The organism is Rhizobium indigoferae (assembly GCF_034554815.1).
In the GTDB taxonomy this organism is placed as follows: domain Bacteria; phylum Pseudomonadota; class Alphaproteobacteria; order Rhizobiales; family Rhizobiaceae; genus Rhizobium; species Rhizobium leguminosarum.
Genome location: NZ_CP140635.1, coordinates 2,122,796 through 2,145,365, shown reverse-complemented (window position 1 = coordinate 2,145,365; position 22,570 = coordinate 2,122,796). Strand labels below are relative to the sequence as shown.

At 62.2% G+C, this 22,570-nt stretch carries 18 protein-coding genes; 12 read left to right on the top strand and 6 right to left on the bottom strand.

Annotation, left to right across the window (positions count from 1 at the left end):
* Positions 1 to 89: 89 nt before the first annotated feature.
* Entirely contained in the window at positions 90 to 2,693 is a 2,604-nt protein-coding gene (gene cckA, locus U5G49_RS10965; protein ID WP_193442411.1) for a cell cycle histidine kinase CckA, read from the top strand.
* 262 nt (positions 2,694 to 2,955) lie between these two features.
* Here the strand turns inward: cckA and U5G49_RS10960 are convergent, their stop codons facing one another.
* Together U5G49_RS10960 and U5G49_RS10955 are read right to left on the bottom strand one after the other, a co-directional pair.
* Entirely contained in the window at positions 2,956 to 3,882 is a 927-nt protein-coding gene (locus U5G49_RS10960; RefSeq protein WP_018445184.1) for a pseudouridine-5'-phosphate glycosidase, read from the bottom strand.
* Between the two features lie 84 nt (positions 3,883 to 3,966).
* Positions 3,967 to 4,911: a carbohydrate kinase family protein gene (locus tag U5G49_RS10955; RefSeq protein ID WP_193442408.1), complete on the bottom strand. Its 945-nt coding sequence runs from the start codon at positions 4,909 to 4,911 to the stop codon at positions 3,967 to 3,969.
* Between the two features lie 229 nt (positions 4,912 to 5,140).
* Between U5G49_RS10955 and recA the strand changes: the two genes are divergently transcribed.
* Complete coding sequence (gene recA / locus U5G49_RS10950; RefSeq protein ID WP_003540131.1) at positions 5,141 to 6,235, top strand: recombinase RecA; 1,095 nt, start codon at positions 5,141 to 5,143, stop codon at positions 6,233 to 6,235.
* Positions 6,236 to 6,389: 154 nt separating this feature from the next.
* Positions 6,390 to 9,044, top strand: a complete 2,655-nt coding sequence (alaS, locus tag U5G49_RS10945; RefSeq protein ID WP_193442406.1) for an alanine--tRNA ligase — start codon at positions 6,390 to 6,392, stop codon at positions 9,042 to 9,044.
* 94 nt (positions 9,045 to 9,138) lie between these two features.
* Here alaS and U5G49_RS10940 read toward each other — a convergent pair whose 3' ends face one another.
* Positions 9,139 to 9,771, bottom strand: coding sequence for a LysE family translocator (locus tag U5G49_RS10940; protein WP_112903324.1), 633 nt, complete (start codon positions 9,769 to 9,771; stop codon positions 9,139 to 9,141).
* A gap of 128 nt (positions 9,772 to 9,899) precedes the next feature.
* On the opposite strand from U5G49_RS10940, the gene U5G49_RS10935 reads away from it, so the two are divergent.
* Entirely contained in the window at positions 9,900 to 10,751 is an 852-nt protein-coding gene (locus U5G49_RS10935; RefSeq protein WP_193442404.1) for an AraC family transcriptional regulator, read from the top strand.
* 54 nt (positions 10,752 to 10,805) lie between these two features.
* Here the strand turns inward: U5G49_RS10935 and U5G49_RS10930 are convergent, their stop codons facing one another.
* The 3 genes from U5G49_RS10930 to U5G49_RS10920 form a co-directional block, all read right to left on the bottom strand.
* On the bottom strand, positions 10,806 to 11,432 hold the full coding sequence (locus tag U5G49_RS10930) for a glutathione S-transferase family protein (RefSeq protein ID WP_193442401.1): 627 nt from the start codon (positions 11,430 to 11,432) through the stop codon (positions 10,806 to 10,808).
* Positions 11,433 to 11,520: 88 nt separating this feature from the next.
* A complete protein-coding gene (locus U5G49_RS10925; protein WP_018242216.1) occupies positions 11,521 to 11,967 on the bottom strand; it encodes a GNAT family N-acetyltransferase in 447 nt (148 codons plus the stop codon).
* 71 nt (positions 11,968 to 12,038) lie between these two features.
* On the bottom strand, positions 12,039 to 13,250 hold the full coding sequence (locus tag U5G49_RS10920) for an NADP-dependent isocitrate dehydrogenase (protein WP_047621290.1): 1,212 nt from the start codon (positions 13,248 to 13,250) through the stop codon (positions 12,039 to 12,041).
* Between the two features lie 186 nt (positions 13,251 to 13,436).
* Here U5G49_RS10920 and U5G49_RS10915 point away from each other — a divergent pair, with 186 nt between their 5' ends.
* The 8 genes from U5G49_RS10915 (at position 13,437) to U5G49_RS10880 (ending at position 22,531) form a co-directional block, all read left to right on the top strand.
* Positions 13,437 to 13,985 (top strand): hypothetical protein, encoded by a 549-nt coding sequence (locus tag U5G49_RS10915; RefSeq protein WP_193442398.1) that lies wholly within the window; start codon positions 13,437 to 13,439, stop codon positions 13,983 to 13,985.
* Between the two features lie 102 nt (positions 13,986 to 14,087).
* Positions 14,088 to 16,121: an FUSC family protein gene (locus U5G49_RS10910; RefSeq protein ID WP_193442396.1), complete on the top strand. Its 2,034-nt coding sequence runs from the start codon at positions 14,088 to 14,090 to the stop codon at positions 16,119 to 16,121.
* A gap of 4 nt (positions 16,122 to 16,125) precedes the next feature.
* Entirely contained in the window at positions 16,126 to 16,956 is an 831-nt protein-coding gene (locus tag U5G49_RS10905) for an RNA methyltransferase (protein ID WP_018242212.1), read from the top strand.
* Positions 16,937 to 17,740 (top strand): glutamate racemase, encoded by an 804-nt coding sequence (murI, locus tag U5G49_RS10900; protein ID WP_193442394.1) that lies wholly within the window; start codon positions 16,937 to 16,939, stop codon positions 17,738 to 17,740. The genes U5G49_RS10905 and murI overlap by 20 nt, the downstream gene beginning before the upstream one ends.
* Positions 17,741 to 17,837: 97 nt before the next feature.
* A complete protein-coding gene (locus tag U5G49_RS10895; RefSeq protein WP_193442392.1) occupies positions 17,838 to 19,013 on the top strand; it encodes an MFS transporter in 1,176 nt (391 codons plus the stop codon).
* A gap of 131 nt (positions 19,014 to 19,144) precedes the next feature.
* The gene (locus U5G49_RS10890; protein WP_193442390.1) at positions 19,145 to 20,656 is read left to right on the top strand and encodes an ATP-binding protein; all 1,512 of its coding nucleotides are present in this window, start codon (positions 19,145 to 19,147) and stop codon (positions 20,654 to 20,656) included.
* Positions 20,657 to 20,880: 224 nt separating this feature from the next.
* Entirely contained in the window at positions 20,881 to 21,498 is a 618-nt protein-coding gene (gene rpsD / locus U5G49_RS10885) for a 30S ribosomal protein S4 (RefSeq protein WP_004676212.1), read from the top strand.
* Between the two features lie 103 nt (positions 21,499 to 21,601).
* Positions 21,602 to 22,531 carry a glutaminase gene (locus U5G49_RS10880; RefSeq protein ID WP_018242209.1) on the top strand — a complete coding sequence of 310 codons (930 nt, stop codon included), beginning with the start codon at positions 21,602 to 21,604 and terminating at the stop codon, positions 22,529 to 22,531.
* Positions 22,532 to 22,570 lie beyond the last annotated feature (39 nt).

Sequence of the window (22,570 nt, the reverse complement as noted above, 5' to 3'; positions counted from 1 at the left end):
CCGACGCAGCAAATTGCTAAGAAGGAAAGAGTGCCTGATTCCTGCTTCGTGTTCGTGCTACGAAGCGGGAGGGCTTATGTGAGGAATATATGACGAAACCGCGTCAGGCCGACGACTATAACGCACCGCTTGTGGATCGTGGGGGGCGTTCTGGCACGGTCTTGCGCATTCTTCTGCTGGCGCTCGTGCTGATCGGTGCCGCCGGCGCCTTCGTCTTCTTCAAAAAGTCGCTCGACAACGAGGTCGTGCTTGGCGGTCTCGGCGTGCTCGCCATGGTCGGCATCTTCTTCCTGGTGTCCTCGGTCATCGGCTTCATCGAGGTGATGCCGCAGCGCCAGTCCGACAGTCTGGCGCGCGCCTTCCTCAACAGCCATCCCGACGGTACGCTGATCACCGACGAAAAAGGCCGGATCATCTATGCCAATTCGGCCTATGGCGCGCTGACCGGCGCGCGCAAGGCGACCGAGGTGCAGACGCTGGAAACGCTGCTATCGCGCCATCGCGAATCCAACGAGGCGCTCTACAGGCTGGTCAATGGTCTGCGCGAGGGCAAGGAGGGCCGCGAGGAGTTCCGCCTGCTGCGTGCCGTCGGGCCTGGCAGCAACAGCTCCGGCGCCCATTGGTACCGGCTGAAGGCGCGGCTGCTGCAGCCGGAGGAAAGCGGCGGCAGGCCGCTGCAGATCTGGCAGATCACCGACATCACCACGGAGCGCGACGATCAGGAGCGCTTCTTCAAGGAATTGCAGAACGCGATCGACTATCTCGACCATGCGCCGGCTGGCTTCTTTTCCGCCGGCAGGAAGGGCGAGATCTTCTACTTGAATGCGACGCTTGCCGAGTGGCTGGGCCTCGACCTCACCAAATTCGTGCCGGGCTCGATGACGATCGGCGACGTGGTGGCGGGCGAGGGGCTCGCGTTGATTCAATCGGTGCAGGCCGAACCCGGCCTGAAGAAGACCGTGACGCTCGATCTCGACCTGCGCAAGAGCAATGGCCAGAGCCTGCCGGTGCAGATCATCCACAGCGTTACCTCGATGCGCGACGGCGCACCCGGCGAAAGCCGGACGATCGTGCTGGCGCGTGAAAAGAGCGATGCCGGCGGCCAGTCCGCTTCGGCCGCTGCCATGCGCTTCACCCGCTTCTTCAACAACACACCGATGGCAATCGCCTCGGTTGACGGCGACGGGCGTATCCTGCGCACCAATGCACCATTCCTGAAGATGTTCTCCGGTGTCGTCTCGCGCGATGACCTCGAAAAGGCGCCGCATCTTGAAACCATCGTGCAGGAGAGCGATCGGCCACAGCTCGCCGCGGCGCTGGCGGCGGCCAAGGACCGGCAGGGCGACATTGCGCCGCTCGACACCCGCACACCGACCGACGAGGCGCGCTATTTCCGCTTCTATGTCAATGCCGTCATCGACCAGAGCGACGAGGCGCCCGAGGAGGCGGCGATCGTCTACGCTGTCGAGGTGACCGAGCAGAAGGCGCTGGAAGCACAGATGGCGCAGACGCAGAAGATGAATGCTGTGGGAACGCTCGCCGGCGGTATCGCGCATGATTTCAACAACGTGCTGACGGCGATCCTGCTTTCCTCCGACCATCTGCTGCTGCAGGCGCGGCCCGCCGATGCCAGCTTCGCCGACCTGATAGAGATCAAGCGCAACGCCAACCGTGCCGCAGTGCTGGTGCGCCAGCTGCTCGCCTTCTCGCGCAAGCAGACGATGCGGCCCTCGGTGCTGAACCTGACCGATGTCGTCGGCGACCTGCGCATGCTGGTCGACCGGCTGCTTTCCGGTACCAATGTCAAACTCGACGTGCAATATGGCCGCGACCTCTGGCCTGTCAAAACAGACCTTTCGCAGTTCGAGCAGGTGCTGATCAATCTCTGCGTCAATGCGCGCGACGCGATGCCCGAGGGTGGCACGCTGACACTGCGCACCCGCAATCTGACCGCCGCCGAGGTCTCCGCCTTCAACTACTCCTACATGCCGGCCGAGGACATGGTGCTGGTCGAAGTCGCGGATAACGGCACCGGTATCGCCCCCGAGATCATGGACAAGATCTTCGAGCCGTTCTTCACCACCAAGGATGTCGGCAAGGGCACCGGGCTTGGCCTCGCCATGGTCTACGGCATCGTCAAACAGTCGGGCGGCTACATCCAGCCGGAATCCGAAGTCGGCAAGGGCACAACCTTCCGCGTCTTCCTGCCGCGCCACATTCCGGAGCCGGCGGTGGCCGCCGAAGCGGGCTCGATCGACGGCGCCATCGCCGGAGCCGAAGTGGTGCCGCTGCCGGTATCGCCGCAGCAGCCGGAGGACCTGACGGGATCGGCCGTCATCCTTCTCGTCGAGGACGAGGAGGCTGTGCGCCGCGGCGGCAAGCGCATGCTGGAAACGCGGGGCTACACCGTGCACGAGGCGGGCTCGGGCGTCGAGGCACTCAGCATCTTGGAAGAACTCGACGGCAAGGTCGACATCGTCGTCTCCGACGTCGTGATGCCCGAAATGGACGGTCCGACGCTGCTGCGCGAGCTGCGCAAGACCTATCCCGACATGAAGTTCATCTTCGTCTCAGGTTACGCCGAAGATGCTTTTGCCCGCAACCTGCCGCCGGAGGCGAAATTCGGCTTCCTACCGAAGCCCTTCTCGCTGAAGCAGCTCGCTGTTGTGGTGAAGGAGACGCTGGATGGGTGAGTGAGGTGCTGTCGGAGGGCACGCTGTGGCGTGCCGCACCCCCCTCTGCCCTGCCGGGCATCTCCCCCACAAGGAGAGAGATCGGCTGGGTGCACTGGCTCCCTAACCAAATATCCATGCAGCTCGGCGAAACGTTGATGCGAAGCGAAGGTTTTGCCGCTTGTAATCTCCCCACCTGTGGGGGAGATGCCCGGCAGGGCAGAGGGGGCTGGAACGGCACCACCTCTCTGCTAAAAATTGATACCTGCCAGCCCGTCAACCTTCATTCACTCAACGCAACCGCAATCTCAGCCGCAAGCCGCGCATTATTCTCAACAAGCGCGATATTGGTCTTGAGGCTCTGGCCGTCCGTCAGGTCGAAGATGGTGGAGAGCAGATAGGGCGTAACCGCCTTGCCGGTGACTTCGTCGCGCTCGGCGCTGTCGAGCGCCCGCTCGATATAGATTTCCATCTCCTCGCGTGCGATCTCGTCGGCCTCAGGCACCGGATTGGCGACGAGCATGCCGCCGTCGACGCCGAGCTGCTCGCGCACCGTCTGGAAATTGGCGATGGCGGCCGGGCTGTTCAGCGACAGCGGGCTACGGATGCCCGAGGAGCGCGACCAGAAGGCGGGGAATTCCTCGCTCTCATAGGTGACGACAGGCACGCCGCGGGTTTCCAGCACTTCCAGCGTCTTTGGAATGTCGAGGATCGCCTTGGCCCCGGCGCAGACGACGATGACGCCGGTGCGCGCCAGTTCCTCGAGATCGGCTGATATGTCGAAGCTTTCCTCGGCGCCACGATGCACGCCGCCGATGCCGCCTGTGGCAAAAACGCGGATGCCGGCGCGCGCCGCCGCGATCATCGTCGCCGCGACGGTGGTAGCGCCGGTGCGGCGCTCAGCGATGGCGAAGGCGAGATCGGCGCGCGACACCTTCATCACTTCGGTCGCCTTGGCGAGTTGCTCCAATTCCGCGGCTTCAAGACCGATATGCAGCGTGCCGTGAATGACGGCGATCGTTGCGGGCACCGCACCCTGTTCGCGGATGATCGCCTCGACGCTACGGGCCATCTCGATATTGCCGGGATAGGGCATGCCGTGGGTGATGATGGTCGATTCCAGCGCCACCACAGGCGCGCCGCGCTGCTTGGCGCTGGCGACTTCCTTCGAATAGGCGATCGGTAAAAGAGGGGAGATGGGCTTAGTCATGGTCTGGTCCTGTGATCGACAGAGCATGATGCTGAAAAATGCGAGCGGTTTTCGGCATCATGTTCAACTATTTAATTGGCTGCTTCAATGCAGAATTCTGACCTTGGGAACAAGGGCAAGCGCCTCATTCAGCAGATCGGGCGTCAGATTTTCGTTGACGGCGTGCCGCGACTGCACGGTCAGTATGGCGGCCGCGGTGCCGTGGCGGACGGCTTCTTCGAGCGGCAGGCCTGATATCAAGGCGGCGAGTGTGCCGGCCGCAAGAGAATCGCCAGCACCCGTGACATCGGCAACGGTGTCGGCGATAGGCGGCTGCAACGTCACGGCGCGGCCATCGCAAAGCGCGACGAGCTCGCGCCGGCCACGGGTGACGACGGCGTTCCTGATGCCGATCTCGTTCAGCAACGGCGGCCAGCCCGCAGCCTCCTCCGGCCGTTCACCGGCAAGGGCGGCGGCTTCAGCCTCATTCAGGAACAGGTAATCGATATCCCCGATGCAGGGTTTCAGCCTGACGACCTTGGCCGGCGATATGGCGATTACCGCAACGGGCTTGGCGAGCGAATGCGCCTTTGCGACGATCGCCGCGATCGTCTCTTCCGGCAGGTTGGCGTCAAAGAGGATGAAATCATGGGCGGCGAAGGCCTCCCGCACCCAGCGGATGGAGAGACGCCGCGGTACGAAGAAGCGGTAAAGATCCATGTCGGCAAGGGCGATCACCAGATTGCCGTCCTTCTCGATGATCGCCGTATAGCTCGGCGTCTTGCGGTCGAGGAAGACGAAAGGCCGGTCGTCGATGCCGGCGAAATCGGCAGCTTCTCCAACCGTCTCGCCCATCGGATCGCCGCCGCGCGGCGAGATCATCGTCACCTGAAAACCGAGCCTTGCGAGGTTGCGCGCCGCATTGAAGCCACCGCCGCCCGGCTCCTCGAACCATGTGCCGGGATTGCTGGCGCCAGGCGCCGTCTCGCCGGAGATGCGGCCCCGCCGGTCGATATGGGCACCGCCGAGAACAAGAATCTTTTTCTTCATCCGATCCGCTCTCCCGATGCCCGAAGGACGAATCGATACGGTGCGCCCTGCCGCGGCCGAGTCGGCACTTTTGGCCTAAGTCGTTGCTTTTCATTGATAAAACAAATGCAGAACACGTGTCGTTTTACCTTTTTCTTTCAACTATTTGATCGCCTATTGCGAGAATGGAACAAATAGGGTACAAACTCGACATTGCTTGAGCGGCTTCAATAACCTAAAGGTGGATCGGATGTCTCAGAATTCATTGCGGCTGGTAGAGGACAAATCGGTGGACAAAAGCAAGGCGCTTGAAGCGGCACTCTCACAGATAGAGCGGTCGTTCGGCAAGGGCTCGATCATGAAACTCGGCTCCAACGAGAATGTTGTCGAGATCGAGACGATCTCGACCGGCTCGCTTGGCCTCGATATTGCACTCGGCGTTGGTGGCCTGCCGAGGGGCCGCATCATCGAGATCTACGGGCCGGAAAGCTCCGGTAAGACGACGCTTGCACTGCAGACGATTGCCGAAGCGCAGAAGAAGGGCGGCATCTGCGCCTTCGTCGATGCCGAACATGCGCTCGATCCCGTCTATGCCCGCAAGCTTGGCGTCGACCTGCAGAACCTTCTGATCTCGCAGCCCGATACCGGCGAGCAGGCGCTCGAAATCACCGATACGCTGGTGCGCTCCGGCGCCGTCGACGTTCTCGTCGTAGACTCGGTCGCCGCACTGACGCCGCGCGCCGAAATCGAAGGCGAAATGGGCGACAGCCTTCCCGGCCTGCAGGCACGACTGATGAGCCAGGCGTTGCGCAAGCTCACCGCTTCGATCTCCAAGTCGAACACCATGGTTATCTTCATCAACCAGATCCGCATGAAGATCGGCGTTATGTTCGGTTCGCCGGAAACGACGACGGGCGGCAATGCGCTGAAGTTCTATGCCTCCGTGCGCCTCGACATCCGCCGCATCGGCGCTGTCAAGGAGCGCGAAGAGGTGATCGGCAACCAGACCCGCGTCAAGGTCGTCAAGAACAAGATGGCGCCGCCCTTCAAGCAGGTCGAGTTCGACATCATGTATGGCGAGGGTGTTTCCAAGACCGGCGAACTGGTCGATCTCGGCGTCAAGGCCGGCATCGTCGAAAAGTCGGGTGCCTGGTTCTCCTATAACAGCCAGCGTCTCGGCCAGGGCCGTGAAAACGCCAAGACTTTCCTGCGCGACAATCCGGATCTCGCCCGCGAGATCGAACTGTCACTGCGCCAGAATGCCGGCCTGATCGCCGACCGCTTCCTGCAGAACGGCGGACCGGACCCGGATGACGGCGATGGCGATGCCACTGCGGAAATGTAATTTTCGCGCTTAAACTCATCGGATAGTTCCAACCGGCCGCATTCCTGATGAGAATGTGGCCGGTTTTGTTTGTCTGCTGGACAGTGGCGGGGGCGAACGTTAAAAGCCGATGAATTTAAATTTACCTGCCTCCGGCAGCATTGAAGGGCATAGCATGAGCGGTGTGAACGATATCCGGTCGACCTTCCTCGACTATTTCAAGAAGAACGGCCATGAGATCGTTCCGTCGAGCCCGCTCGTGCCGCGCAACGACCCGACGCTGATGTTCACCAATGCCGGCATGGTGCAATTCAAGAACGTCTTCACCGGCCTCGAAAAGCGTCCCTATTCGACGGCGACGACTTCGCAGAAATGCGTGCGGGCCGGCGGCAAGCACAACGACCTCGACAATGTCGGCTATACTGCACGCCACCTGACCTTCTTCGAGATGCTCGGCAACTTCTCCTTCGGCGACTATTTCAAGGAGAATGCGATCGAGCTTGCCTGGAAGCTAGTCACCGAAGGCTTCGACCTTCCGAAAAACCGCCTGCTGGTGACCGTCTATTCCGAGGATGAAGAAGCTGCGACGCTGTGGAAGAAGATCGCCGGCTTTTCCGACGACAAGATCATCCGCATCCCGACCTCTGACAATTTCTGGCAGATGGGCGATACCGGCCCCTGCGGCCCGTGCTCGGAAATCTTCATCGACCAGGGTGAGAATGTTTGGGGCGGCCCTCCGGGCTCACCGGAGGAAGATGGCGACCGGTTCCTGGAATTCTGGAACCTCGTCTTCATGCAGTTCGAGCAGACCGAACCCGGCGTTCGCAACCCGCTGCCCCGCCCGTCGATCGATACCGGCATGGGGCTGGAGCGCATGGCCTGCATTCTGCAGGGCGTTCAGAGCGTGTTCGACACCGATCTCTTCCGCACGCTGATCGGCACCATCGAGGACACGATGGGCGTCAAGGCGGAAGGCAGCGCCAGCCACCGCGTTATCGCCGACCACCTGCGCTCCTCGGCCTTCCTGATCGCCGACGGCGTGCTTCCGTCGAATGAGGGCCGCGGTTATGTGCTGCGCCGCATCATGCGCCGCGCCATGCGCCATGCACAGCTGCTCGGCGCCAAGGAACCGCTGGTCTACAAGCTGCTGCCGACGCTGGTGCAGCAGATGGGCCGCGCCTATCCCGAACTGGTGCGCGCCGAGGCGCTTATCTCGGAAACGCTGAAGCTGGAGGAAAACCGCTTCCGCAAGACGCTGGAACGCGGCCTGTCGCTTCTGTCGGACGCGACGACGGATCTTTCCAAGGGCGATATGCTGGATGGTGAGACCGCCTTCAAGCTATACGACACCTACGGCTTCCCGCTCGATCTGACACAGGATGCACTGCGTGCCCGTGAGATCGGCGTGGACATCTCCGGCTTCACCGATGCGATGCAGCGCCAGAAGGCCGAAGCCCGCTCGCACTGGGCCGGTTCCGGCGAGAAGGCGACGGAAACCGTCTGGTTCGAGCTTAGGGAAAAACACGGTGCGACCGAATTCCTGGGCTACGACACCGAAACGGCCGAAGGCGTCGTGCAGGCGATCGTCAAAGAGGGCGCGGTTTCGACCGAGGCCAAGGCCGGCGACAAGGTGCAGATCGTCGTCAGCCAGACGCCGTTCTACGGCGAATCCGGCGGCCAGATGGGCGATACCGGCGTGATCTCGTCCGACCACGCCAAGATCGAGATTTCAGATACGCAGAAGAGAGGCGAAGGCCTGTTCGTGCATCAGGGTATTGTCATCGACGGCGTGGTCAAGGACGGCGATGCGGTCGTGCTGACGGTCGATCATTCCCGCCGTTCGCGGCTGCGCGCCAACCACTCTGCGACCCACCTGTTGCACGAGGCTTTGCGCGAGGTGCTCGGCACCCATGTGGCGCAGAAGGGTTCGCTGGTCGCGCCCGAGCGCCTGCGTTTCGACGTCTCGCATCCGAAGCCGATGTCGGCCGAGGAGCTGAAGATCGTCGAGGATATGGCGAACGAGATCGTGCTGCAGAATTCGCCGGTTACCACGAGGCTGATGAGCGTCGACGATGCGATCGCTGAAGGCGCGATGGCGCTGTTCGGCGAGAAATACGGCGATGAAGTCCGCGTCGTGGCGATGGGCGAGGGCGTGCGTGGCGCCAAGGCTGGCAAGCCTTATTCGATCGAACTCTGCGGCGGCACGCATGTCGGGGCCACTGGCCAGATCGGCCTGATCCGCGTTCTCGGTGAAAGCGCCGTCGGCGCCGGCGTTCGCCGTATCGAGGCCGTCACCGGCGAATCGGCGCGCGAATATCTGGCCGAACAGGACGAGCGCGTGAAGACGCTTGCCGCCTCGCTGAAGGTGCAGCCGGGCGAAGTGCTGTCGCGTGTCGAAGCGCTGATGGACGAGCGCCGCAAGCTCGAAAAGGAATTGGCTGACGCCAAGCGCAAACTCGCTATGGGCGGCGGGCAGGGCGGCTCGGTCGATGCCGTGCGCGAAGTTGCCGGCGTCAAGTTCCTCGGCAAGGCGATTTCGGGCGTCGATCCCAAGGATTTGAAGGGGCTTGCCGATGACGGCAAGACCAGCATCGGCTCCGGCGTCGTTGCTCTCGTCGGTGTGTCCGACGACGGCAAGGCAAGTGCTGTCGTGGCGGTGACACCGGATCTCGTGCAGCGCTACAGCGCCGTCGATCTCGTCCGCATCGCATCTGCCGCCCTCGGCGGCAAGGGCGGCGGCGGCCGCCCCGACATGGCGCAGGCCGGCGGCCCCGACGGATCGAAGGCCGATGAAGCGATCGAGGCGGTTGCCGTGGCACTTGCCGGCTGAACTGCCGCCTGACAACAGTTTGAAATTCAAACCGGCTGCGAGATCATGGATTTCGCAGCCGGTTTTGTTTTCAACGACGGTGGTCAGTCGATGTTCAGTTTCGCGGCTGCAGCGCAAGGCGACAGGCGAGCCCGGTGAAGACCGTTGCCAGGATATATTGCGGCAACTTGGGGAAACGGCTCGCTGATTGAAGTCTCGAACGGATCGTGCTTCCGAGGAAAATCACGGCGCCATTCACGACGAGGCCGATACCGTTCAGGACGCTTGCAAGTATCAGCATCTGCATCGTCAGCGATCCGGCTGACGCATTCACGAATTGCGGAAAGAGCGCCATGACGAAGAGCGCCATCTTCGGATTGAGCAGATTGGTGGCAAGGCCCGCAAAGAAGATACGCCGGCCCGACAGCCGCTTCAGCGTCGATGCCGGCTGAAAGGCGGCGCCTTCCGAGCGGACCGTCTTGTAGGCGAGATAGAGAAGATAGCAACAGCCGGCCCAGCGCACAGTTTCATAGGCGGCAGGCACGGTCATGAAGAGCTGTGACAGCCCAAATGCTGCGGCAAGGGCGTGGCAATAGGTGCCGAGCGCGATGCCGGCATAGGTCAGGAAACCGGCAGCGCGTCCCTGGCCGATACTGCGGGAGGCGATCAGCAGCATGTCGGGGCCGGGCGTGGCTGTCAGCACCAGCGCTGCGGCGGCAAAGAGCATTAATGTTGAAAAATCCGGCATCTATCATTCCTTTTGGGTTCGAGCCGGAATTCCGGTCTACGCAGGATTCGCCGAAGGTTCAAGTCCGCAGGATTTGTCAAATCGGGTTATGGTTCTCTCAAGCCGATCGAATTGCACGAGGTTTTGACATGAATGGCGAAACGGCATGGGCACTTTATGAAAACCGTCTGAGACGGGTTTCGGCCTATATTCACGACCACTTGGACGAGGAGCTGGATATGGAGCGCCTTGCCGAAATCGCCTGCATGTCGAGCTATCACTGGCACAGGATCTACCGGGCGATCTACGGCGAGACGCTGGCGGCAACCGTCAAGCGGCTCAGGCTGCATCACGCGGCGGGCGAGATCGTCCGCACGGAACTTGCCGTCAGTGAAATTGCGAAGCGATCAGGCTATCCCAATCTCCAATCCTTCAATCGTATTTTCAAATCGGTCTACGGCATGCCGCCAGCCCGCTACCGGAAAGAGGGAAGCCACACAGCCTATGAGCCCTCACCTGACGGAAAGACCAAAGTCATGTTAGACGTTACCATACGCCAGATCGCGCCGATCGAGCTGATCGGCGTTGCCCATACCGGTTCCTACATGCAGATCGACAAGGCCTTCGAGATGCTGTTCGGCACGCTTTACGCCCGCGGCCTCGCCAAGCCCGACATGCGGATGATTGGCGTCTATCTCGACGATCCCGATCTTGTGCCGGAGGAAAAGCTGCGCTCGATCGCCTGCGTCACCGGAGCTGCCGACGTGCTGGCCGATGCGCCGTTCGAGCGGCGCGTGATCGACGGTGGCGATTATGCGGTGCTACGCCACAAGGGTCCCTATGCCTATATGCCCAAGTCCTATCAGTGGCTGTTTGCCGAATGGCTGCCAAAATCCGGCCGGCAGTTGAAGGACAGGGTCATGTTCGAGGAATATCTCAACAATCCCCGCGACGTGCCGCCGACCGAGCTTCTGACGGATATTCACATGCCGCTCGTCTGAGGCCGTCGATGGGGCGCGGCGGATCAGCCGCGTCCCCAAGATGCTGAACCAAGCTCAGGCGGCCTGCATCGTCTTGATGGCTTCGTCATCAAGAGCGTTCGCCCGCTTGTAGGCCTCACGCTCTTTGATGCGGCCGAAATAGTCGATGAAAGCCTGGCGCTTCTCGATCGATCCGAAGCCGAGGCCCCAGGCGATATGGGAGCCGACATAGACGTCGGCGGCCGTGAAGCGCTCGCCGGCGACATAGGTCGAACCGGAGACGGCTTTCTCAAGCGTGTTCATAACGTCGCCGAAGTCGCCGCAGCCGGCCATGCGCAGGCGTTCCTTCGGAATTTCGAAGCCGAGAGCCTTCATCGTCACCGCCGATTCGAGAGGACCGGCGGCAAAGAACATCCAGCGATAATAGCGGGCGCGCTCGTCCGGCCTCGGCGCCAGCGCCTTCTCAGGAAAGGTTTCGGCGAGATAGGCGCAGATCGCCGCGCATTCGGTGACGATGGTATCGCCGTGGCGGATCGCCGGCACCTTGCCCATCGGATTGACTGCGAGATATTCGGGCGCCTTCATGGTTTCGCCGAAGGTCAGGTATTCGGTGCGGTAGGGTTGGCCGATCTCCTCCAGCATCCAGCGCGCGATGCGGCCGCGCGACATGGGGTTCGTATAGAATACCAGTTCTTCAGTCATGACATCCTCCTCGTGTTCCCGTTATTCTACGGCCTTGCCGTTCCCCGGAATCAATAGTGCGGCAGGGCCTTTGTGCAACCCCAGACCGTTAGAGCGCCTTGCGGTACTGGATGAAACCCGAGCGCTCGGCGATCCGGTCGTAGAGCCGCCGCGCCGTTGCATTCGTTTCGTGCGTCATCCAATAGAGCCTGCCTGCGCCGTTTGCGCGGGCGAGGTCGGCGACGGCCTCGATCAAAGCGGCACCGGTGCCGAGCCCGCGCTGACTGTTATCGACATAGAGATCCTGCAGATAGCAGGTCCATTGCGGCAGCCAGCAGGAACGGTGAAAGATGGCATGGACGATACCGACGAGACGGCCATCGTCGTCAAAGGCACCGAGCGCGTGCATCGGTTCTTCAGGATCGTGGAAGCGAGTCCAGGTGAGGTCCGTGGTTTCAGGCGGGATGACCACTTCGTAGAAGCGCTGATAGGCCTCCCACAGGGGCTCCCAAGCGGCGCGGTCCGAGGCTTCAAGCGGCCGCAGGATGACCGTCATCGGTTCATTCTCCCAAAATGAAAACGGCGGGGAAATCCCCGCCGCTTCGATGTTATCTTGGAAAGGCCGGCTTACGCCATGGCCTTCTGCAGGTTCTGGTCGATCTTGTCGAGGAAGGCGGTGGTCGACAGCCACGGCTGGTCGGGGCCGATCAGCAGCGCCAGGTCCTTGGTCATGAAACCGGATTCGACAGTGTCGACGCAGACTTTTTCGAGCGTCGAGGCGAAGCGGGCGAGCTCGGCATTGTCGTCGAGCTTGGCGCGGTGCGCCAGGCCGCGGGTCCAGGCGAAGATCGAGGCGATCGAGTTCGTCGAGGTTTCCTGGCCCTTCTGATGCTGGCGGTAGTGACGGGTGACCGTGCCGTGAGCGGCTTCGGCTTCGACCGTCTTGCCGTCGGGCGTCAGCAGAACCGAGGTCATCAGGCCGAGCGAGCCGAAGCCTTGGGCGACCGTGTCGGACTGGACGTCGCCGTCGTAGTTCTTGCAGGCCCAGACGTAGCCGCCGGACCACTTGAGCGCCGAAGCGACCATGTCGTCGATCAGGCGGTGTTCGTAGGTGATGCCGGCTTCCTTGAACTGATCCTTGAATTCGGTCTCGTAGACTTCCTCGAAGATGTCCTTGAAGCGGCCGTCATAGGCCTTGAGGATGGTGTTCTTGGTCGACAGATAGACCGGCCACTTGCGCATCAGGCCGTACATCATCGAGGCGCGGGCGAATTCGCGGATCGATTCGTCGAGGTTGTACATGGCCATGGCGACGCCGGCGCCCGGTGCGTTGAAGACTTCCTTCTCGATGACGGTGCCGTCCTCGCCGACGAACTTGATCGTCAGCTTGCCCTTGCCGGGGAACTTGAAATCGGTGGCGCGGTACTGGTCGCCGAAGGCGTGGCGGCCGACGACGATCGGCTTGGTCCAGCCGGGAACCAGGCGCGGCACGTTCTTGCAGATGATCGGCTCGCGGAAGATGACGCCGCCGAGAATGTTGCGGATCGTGCCGTTCGGGCTCTTCCACATTTCCTTGAGGTTGAATTCCTTGACGCGGGCTTCATCCGGCGTGATCGTCGCGCACTTGATGCCGACGCCGTACTTCTTGATGGCGTTGGCGGCATCGACGGTGACCTTGTCGTTGGTGGCGTCGCGGTTTTCGACGGAGAGGTCGAAATAGTCGATGTCGAGGTCAAGATACGGATGGATCAGCTTATCCTTGATGAGCTGCCAGATGATGCGCGTCATTTCATCGCCGTCGAGATCGGCGACGGGATTGGCGACCTTGATCTTGTTCATGTATCTGCCTCGTTCGAGCTTGAATGGGGACGGGGTCCCGGGTGGGTGATATGATCCGGAGCGCTATAGCATTGTGAACCGGGAACGCAAAGCTGCAAGGGGTTCGACAATGCGTTTTTGCCGGCATTGCCAAGCGCTGAAATTTAGCTAGTGTCCGCCGCGATCTGCCGCTCCGGACATTCGACCATGAAGACAATCGCCATTGTTATCGCAAGCCTTATGGCCTTTTCAGGCATCAGCCACGCCGCCGGCGGCATCGGTGATGCCGCCGACATTACCGCTCCCGTGAAGGAGATCATGGAGGTGACAAGGAGCAACTGGGCCGACAACAACAGCGACTGGACCGACATCTTCGATGCGAGCCGGCTCGAGCATCTCTACAGCCGCGATTTCGTCGCGAAATACCAGGCGGCGGCGCAGTTTCCCGCCATCGATGACGACGGCATATCGCCCTTCGACTACGACGTCATCGTCAACGGCCAGGATGCGTGCCCGCTGGAGGATCTGACGATGGCGGCAGCGCCTGTGGTCGACGGCGTGGCCGAGGTGACGGTGCGCTTCAGGAAATCCGCCTGCTCGGATGCGCCCGATGCCAAGGACTATACGACCGTTCGTTTCGAAGTGGTCGAGGAAGGTGGTAAGCCCGTCATCGACGATATCGTCACCGAGAATATCGAAACGCAGGCGCGCGATTCCCTGAAGACGACCATGGCGCTGATTGCCAAGGGCCAATAGGCGCGCGACATTCGAGAGCATCGAGATTCGATCTCGGGCAGTTTGATTTCCGCTGTTGCGGCGGTATCTGTTGATCCTGGGCGGCATGAGGGGCTCTCGCATTTGTTTTCCGGTTTTCAGTTCCGCGACTGGCTGCTTGCCAACGATCCGGCGCTTTCGCGTCTGCGTATGGCCTCGCGTGTAACGCTGACGATCGTTTTCTCGTTTTTAGTCCTGCTCGCCATCCAGATGTTCATTCTGCCGTTGCCGACGGCCGCCTTCGGTCTTGGCATCGTGCTGTCGATCGAGGGCGGGGTGGCGGTTCGCGACAAGGGCAATACGCGCCAGCTGGTGACGCGGCTCTTCGGTTGCGTCGCAAGCCTTGGTGTCGTCGCCATCGCGGCGGGCCTCGAAGATCAGCGTTTTCTCTCCGATCTCGTCTTCCTGGTGGTGATCGCGCTCGCATCGGCGGGCCGCGTGTTCGGGCCGCGCGGTTTTGCGATCGGCATGTTCGCCTTCACCTCTTATTTCATGGGGTCTTATTTCCGGCCTTCCCTTGCCGAGCTGCCTGATGTGGCGATCGGCCCCGTCGTCTCGGTGCTCGTCGGCCATCTGGTGAGAGCAGTGCTGCTGCCGGACGACTGGCGACGGGACCTGCTGCGCTCGCTCGAAAGCGTGCGCGGCCGGATCAACCAGATCCTCTTCAAGCTCGCCGCCCTTGCCGGCGGCGCTGAGATCGGCGAAGCCGACCGGCAGGAGCTGCGCCAGCTGGAAGACCGGCTGAAGGAAGTGGTGCTGATGGCGGAGACCTTTATTCCGCGCCCGCCCGGCGGGGTTTTCGATGCCACCGCTGATCCCGCCGCCGAGCTGGCGATCCGGCTCTTCGATGCGCATCTTGCTGCCGAGAGCGCGATCGTGCTGAGCTTCCAGAGTCCGCCGCCCTTTGCGCTGGTGCATGCCGTGATCGAGGCGGATGCGGTGGAACTTGGAAGATATGAGGAAATGGCCGAAACCATCAAGGACCAGCCGCAGGGCGAGACCGTGCGTGCGCTTCTCTGGCTCGGTAAGGCCCGGCAGGAACTGACGCAGGCGATCGGCGAGGGGCAGGCCTCCGGTTTCTCCGGCATTGACGCCGTCATGGATACGGGGCAACCTCAGCCTATCGACTTTTCGTTCGCCAATCCGCTGCTGCGCTTGGCGCTACAGATCACGCTCGCCTCGGCGATCGCCATGGGTTTCGGTCTGCTGCTGTCGCGCGAGCGCTGGTTCTGGGCGGTGCTCGCCTCCTTCCTCGTCTTCACCAATACCAATTCGCGCGGCGATACGGCGATGAGGGCCCTATCGCGCTCACTCGGCACGGTATTCGGCATCGCCATCGGCCTCGTGCTGGCAACGATGATTTCGGGCGAGCCTGATATCGCCATTCCGGTCGCCGCCATCTGCATCTTCCTCGCCTTCTATTTCCTGCAAGTTTCCTATGCGACGATGACCTTCTTCATCTCCATCGTGCTCTGCCTGGTCTACGGGATGACCGGCGTGCTGACGCTCGATCTGTTGAAGCTGCGCATCGGGGAGACCATGATCGGGGCGGCGGCCGGAACGGCGGTCGCCTTCGTCGTTTTCCCCACGCGCACGCGCGGCGCGCTCGATACTGCACTCGCGCACTGGTTCCAGGCGCTGCGCGACCTGCTTGCCGGGATCGGCGAGGGCAAAAGCGGTTTCGAGTTGATGGCGCTGTCGCAGACGATCGATGCCTGCTACCGCGACGTAACGGTGGCGGCGCGCCCGCTTGGCTCGTCCTGGTCGGTGGTGACGCGCCCAGGCCAGATCCGCCAGACGCTGGCGATCTTCCTCTCTTGCACCTATTGGGCGCGTATCCTGGCGAAGAGTTATGACGCGCCGGCCGCCGACGACAATCTGAAGACGCTGATCGCGGCGGATCTGGCGCTGATCGACAATGCAGCGCCGCGCGGCTCGACCTGTTTCCTCATTCAGCGCAAGGCATCGCGGACAACAGGCCGGCACCTGCCGCTGTCGCGCGAGGGCGCGAGACTCGGGCTCGAAATGATCGGTTCGGCGCTGGAAAGGCTTTATCCTGACGCAGACGTCTTGCCGTTTGCAGCAGGCGAGGCTATTGCGCGCTCGAAACAGGGATAGGACCATGGCAGGCACGAACAGCGAGCGTCAACTTCTGGCCGAAGGCCCGGCCATCATTCTGGTCGAGCCGCAGATGGGCGAGAATATCGGCATGGTGGCGCGCGCCATGGCGAATTTCGGCCTTGCTGAACTGCGCCTCGTCAATCCGCGCGACGGCTGGCCGAACGAGAAAGCCCTGGCGACCGCCTCCAAGGCCGATCACGTCATCGAGGCGACCAAGGTCTACGACACGCTGGAACAGGCGGTCGCCGATCTTAATTTTGTCTATGCGACGACCGCGCGCGAGCGCGACGGCTATAAGCCGGTGCGCTCTCCCGTCATCGCCGCCGAGACGCTCCGGGCGAGGTTCCGCGCCGGTGAGGGCACCGGCATCCTCTTCGGGCGCGAGCGCTGGGGGCTGACCAACGAGGAGGTGGCGCTTGCCGACGAGATCGTCACCTTTCCGGTCAATCCGGCCTTTGCCTCGCTGAACATCGCCCAGGCAGTGCTCCTGATGTCCTATGAATGGATGAAATCCGGCATGGAGGATCTCGGCGCCGTGCCTTTTCAGGCGATGGGGCAGACGCCTTCGACCAAGGACCAGCTGTTCGGCCTGTTCGATCAGCTGGAAGAGGCGCTCGATGCGCGGGGTTATTTCCATCCTGCCGGGAAAAAGCCGAAAATGGTCGACAATCTGCGCGCTGTTCTATCCCGCCGGGCCTTCACGGAGCAGGAAATCAGCGTGTTGCGCGGCGTCATCTCCTCTCTCGACCGCTTCTCGCGCAAGAGCCCGCGCGGCGGCAGGTTCCCGACCGCGACCAAGGAAACACCGCCAGATGACAGCGCCGACGCATGAGCTGAAACCCGTCCTCGTCTTCGATTCCGGCATCGGCGGGCTGACCGTCTTGCGCGAAGCGCGCGTGCTGATGCCGGAACGTGGCTTCATCTATGTCGCCGACGACGCCGGCTTTCCCTATGGCGGCTGGGAGGAACAGGCGCTGAAGGAACGGATCATCGGGCTTTTCGGCCGGCTGCTCGAACAACACGATCCCGAGGTCTGCATCATCGCCTGCAACACCGCCTTCACGCTGGTTGGCGCCGCTCTCCGCGCCGCCTTTCCTCAGATGACCTTCGTCGGCACCGTGCCGGCGATCAAGCCGGCGGCGGAGCGCACGCGCTCCGGCCTGGTCTCGGTGCTCGCGACGCCGGGTACGGTCAAGCGGGCCTATACACGTGATCTCATCCAATCCTTCGCCCAGCAATGCCATGTCCGCCTCGTCGGCTCGGAGAACCTTGCGCGCATGGCGGAGGCCTATATTCGCGGTGACGCCGTCTCCGACGACGCCGTGCTTGCCGAAATCCACCAATGCTTCGTCGAGAAGGACAGTCAGAGGACCGATATCGTCGTGCTTGCCTGCACGCACTATCCCTTCATGGCCAATCTATTCCGCAGACTGGCGCCTTGGCCGGTGGACTGGCTGGATCCGGCAGAAGCCATTGCCCGGCGGGCGCGCACACTCGTTCCGCAGATCGCCGATGCCGTTCACCCCGATAATTTCGACTTTGCCGCCTTTACATCCGGCAATCCCGACTTTGCGACGCGCCGACTGATGCAGGGTTTTGGTCTCAGCACGCGATAAGGCACTGCACGCTTTATTTCACTGATCTCATCGCGCAAGATCTCCGCGGGGAATCGCGGGCGGGTGTTTACCGCTCAAGACTTAAAAGGGATGCGCCGTGCCGCTGCAAAGACTTGTCATGCTGATCTTTTTTCTGCAGCCGATAGCCTTTGGCGCCTGGTTACCGCGCATTCCTGATATCCAGGCGAAGCTTGAACTCGGCACCGCCGATCTCGCCGTCGCACTTCTGGGATTGCCGATCGGCACACTGATCACCCTGCCGTTTGCCGGCCGCCTCGTCTCGCGCATCGGCGGGCGCATGGCGATCATCTATGGTTTCATCTTCTTTCTTGCCGTGGTTTCGCTTCCAGCCTTCGCGCCCAGCGCCATGCTTCTATTCTTCGCCTTGATTGTCGTTGGAGTCGCGCTTTCGACGGTGGAACTCGGCATGAATGTCGAGGCCGATGTGACGGAGAAGGCGACGGGGCTGATCATCATGAGCCGCTGCCACGGCTTCTGGAGCTTTGGCATCATGGCCGGCAGCCTGGTCGGCGTTGGTGCCATAGCCATCGGGCTTTCGCCGCACTGGTCGATTCTGATCACGGCGCTCGTCATCCTGCCGGCTGCGCTGATTGCCAGCCTGCGCCTGCCGAAATTGCCGGAAAGTCCCCATGCGGAGAATTCGCAGGCAATGACCGGCTTCAAGCTGCCGAGTCTCGCTCTGCTCGGGATCTGCGCCTTCGTCTTCGGCGTGACGATGACCGAAGGTGCGATGGCCGATTGGTCGGCGGTCTACCTCCGCGATGTCATGAATGCAGAAGGCGCGCAAACCGGCCTCGGTTATTCGGTTTTCGCTTTCATGGTTGCGGCGGGGCGCTTCAGCGGTGATTACATGAAAGGCCGTTTCGGCGCGATTGCCATTGCCCGTGGTTGCGGCATCGCCTCGCTTGCCGGCATGCTCGTCGTTCTCCTTGCACCGGCGACGCCGCTTGCGCTACTCGGCTTTGCCGCAGTTGGTGTCGGTGTCTCGGTCGGGTTTCCGCTTGCGGTGACGGCCGTTGCTTCGCTGACTGACCGCCCGCCCGCTTCAAGCGTTGCGACGCTCTCCTTCGCAGCCCTGACCGGTTTTCTCATCGGGCCGCCGATCATCGGCTTTCTCGGCGAACTCCTGGGCTTGCGCGCGGGGCTTGCGGTCTTGCTGGTACCGCTTTTCGTCAGCCTGCTCTGCACACGTTTGCTGATTCCGACGCAGAAGGACATGGCGGGCGACCTCGTCGAGCGCGAGGCGGTGTGAAGCCTTATGTCCCTAGAGCGCAGAGCCGATGCTATAGGGCTGGGTTTCCCTGTGGGTTCTTGAAGGTTTGACGACAACAGTGCCTGCGAATCTGCTACAGACGGGCCGGGAATTTGTAAGGGGAATGGGACGTGCAGGTTGGCATCGATATGGGATTGGCGTCCGGCAGCCCGGCGACGCTCGATATCGAGGAGCTGCTGGCGACCCGTCTGCTCGTGCAGGGCAATTCCGGATCGGGCAAGTCGCATCTGTTGCGCCGCCTGCTCGAGCAATCGGCACAATGGGTACAGCAGGTCATCATCGATCCCGAGGGTGATTTCGTCACGCTCAGCGACAGGTTTGGCCACGTCGTCGTCGACGGTGAGCGCACAGAGGCGGAGTTGGCCGGCATTGCCAACCGCATCCGCCAGCATCGCGTTTCCTGCGTGCTGACGCTCGAAGGCCTCGATCTCGAAGATCAGATGCGTGCTGCCGCCGCTTTCCTCAACGGCATGTTCGATGCCGATCGCGAATACTGGTATCCGGTTCTCGTCGTGGTCGACGAGGCGCAGATGTTTGCGCCGTCGGTTGGCGGCGATGTCTCGGAGGATGCGCGCAAGATGTCGCTCGGCGCGATGACCAACCTGATGTGCCGCGGCCGCAAGCGCGGCCTTGCCGGTGTGATCGCGACACAGCGGCTTGCCAAGCTCGCCAAGAACGTCGCCGCCGAGGCCTCGAACTTCCTGATGGGCCGTACCTTTCTCGATATCGACATGGCGCGCGCTGCCGACCTGCTCGGCATGGACCGGCGCCAGGCCGAGATGTTCCGCGATCTCAAGCGCGGCAATTTCGTCGCTCTCGGACCGGCGCTGTCACGCCGGCCGCTGCCGATCCAGATCGGCGCCGTGGAGACCTCGGCGCGCTCTTCCAGCCCGAAGCTGATGCCGCTGCCGGATGCGCCTCAAGATGTCGAGGACCTGATCTTCACGCCCGATCCGGAGGAATTCCAGCGCCCGCCCGTGCGCCGCGCCCCGCCGGCGCCGCGGCCGACGACCGACATTCTGGCCGAGCTCTCGCGCTCGACGCCGGCGGCATCGGCAGCACCTGCCGAGGCGAGGGCGAGCCAGGTGGAAGTCTCCGCCGAGGAGCGGGAGGAGCGCCTAGCCGGCGTTCTTGCCGAAATACTCGACGATCCCGCCTCCGCCTTCCGCACCGATTCGGTGCTCTACCAGGATTTTCTCGTGCGGCTGCGCATGCGCCGCGTGCCGGGACCGCCGATCGCGCTGCCGGATTTCCGTCGGCGGGTGGCGATCTCGCGTTCCGGCGTCGATGCGACGACAGCTGCGACTGTTGCCTGGGCGACGGCGCTGTCGCTGTCATCGGGTGTCACCGACGACCTGCAGGGCGTCTTCCTGATGCTCGCCAAAGCCGCCGTCTGCGGCGAGCCGTGCCCGTCGGATGCGCGCATCGCCCGCGCCTACGGCACCCATTCCGCCCGCCGCGCCCGCCGCCTGCTTGGTTATTTCGAGGAGCAGGGCATCATCGTCGTGCACGCCGATTTTTCCGGCAAGCGTATCGTCGCTTTCCCGGATATGGACTGCCAGACGGCGCCGGGCGACGCCAACGCCCCCGACACGGGCGACCAGCCGCTGGCGGCGGAATAGTGGCGCTTTCGGGGTTTGCCGCTGTTGACATTTTCATGACGGCCCTCTAAAGACCGCCGCAAGCACCGGGCAGCAATGTCCGGTGTTTCATTTGACATGTCCCGTGGATCGTTCCTGTTCGCTAACCGGAACATCCTGTCAGATCTCGGCAGAGATCAGAGGAGGGCGTGTTTCCTTCGTGCGGTTTGGCAACAAACCGTCATAAACCTTTGAAAGGAAATACGATGAGCAAGCGCGAATCGTCCAAGTACAAAATTGACCGCCGTATGGGCGAAAACATCTGGGGCCGTCCGAAGTCCCCGGTGAACCGCCGCGAATACGGCCCGGGCCAGCATGGCCAGCGCCGCAAGGGCAAGCTTTCGGATTTCGGTGTGCAGCTGCGCGCCAAGCAGAAGCTCAAGGGTTACTACGGTGACCTGCGCGAGAAGCAGTTCCGCGCGATCTTCGCCGAAGCCGACCGCCGCAAGGGCGACACCTCTGAAAACCTGATCGGCCTGCTGGAATCGCGCCTCGACGCAATCGTCTATCGCGCCAAGTTCGTTCCGACGGTCTTTGCTGCCCGTCAGTTCGTCAACCATGGCCACGTCACCGTCAACGGTGTGCGCGTCAACATCGGTTCCTACCGTTGCAAGGCCGGCGACGTCATCGAAGTTCGCGAAAAGTCGAAGCAGTTGGTGACCGTTCTGGAAGCCGTCAGCCTCGCAGAGCGCGACGTTCCCGACTATATCGAAGTCGATCACAACAAGATGGTCGCAACCTTCGGCCGCGTTCCGACGCTCAGCGACGTTCCGTTCCCGGTCGTCATGGAACCGCACCTGGTCGTCGAATTCTATTCGCGCTAATGCATTCGTCTCGCAGTCGAAACCGATTGCGAGACAACAGCATGCGTCGATATACGGAAAGCCGCTCTTTCGAGCGGCTTTTTTTGCGATCTGGAGAGAAGCGATGGCAGATTTGCAGGCGATCCTCGATAGCATCTACGCCGATATCCAGCCGCGGATCGGCGAGGGCAAGGTCGCGGACTATATTCCCGAGCTCGCCAAGGTCGACCCGAAGCAGTTCGGCATGGCGATCGTCACTGTCGACGGCAAAGTCTATCGCGTCGGCGATGCCGACACTGCCTTCTCTATCCAGAGCATATCGAAGGTCTTCATGCTGACGCTGGCGCTCGGCAAGGTCGGCGAGGGGCTGTGGAAGCGGGTCGGACGCGAACCCTCCGGATCGGCTTTCAACTCGATCGTCCAGCTTGAGCACGAGAGCGGCATCCCCCGCAACCCCTTCATCAATGCCGGCGCGATCGCCGTCAGCGACGTCGTCATGGCCGGCCATGCGCCGCGCGAGGCAATCGGCGAGCTGCTGCGCTTCGTGCGTTATCTGGCCGATGACGAGTCGATTACCATCGATGACAAGGTGGCGCGCTCGGAAACGCAGACGGGATACCGCAATTTCGCGCTTGCCAATTTCATGCGCGCCTACCGCAATCTCGACCATCCCGTCGACCACGTGCTCGGCGTATATTTCCATCAATGCGCCTTGTCGATGAGCTGCGAGCAGTTGGCCCGCGCCGGGCTGTTCCTGGCGGCGCGCGGGAGCAATCCGACGACTGGCCATTCGGTGGTTTCGCCGAAGCGGGCGCGGCGTATCAATGCGCTGATGCTGACCTGCGGCCATTACGACGGCTCGGGCGACTTCGCCTATCATGTCGGCCTGCCCGGCAAGAGCGGCGTCGGCGGCGGCATCTTCGCCGTGGCGCCCGGTATTGCCTCGATCGCGGTGTGGTCGCCGGGGCTGAACAAGGTCGGCAATTCGCAGCTCGGCGCCGCGGCGCTGGAAATGCTCGCAGCGCGCACCGGCTGGTCGGTTTTCGGCGATTGATGCTGTGTTGCGAGGCGCGTTTCTGCTAGAGCAAATGTG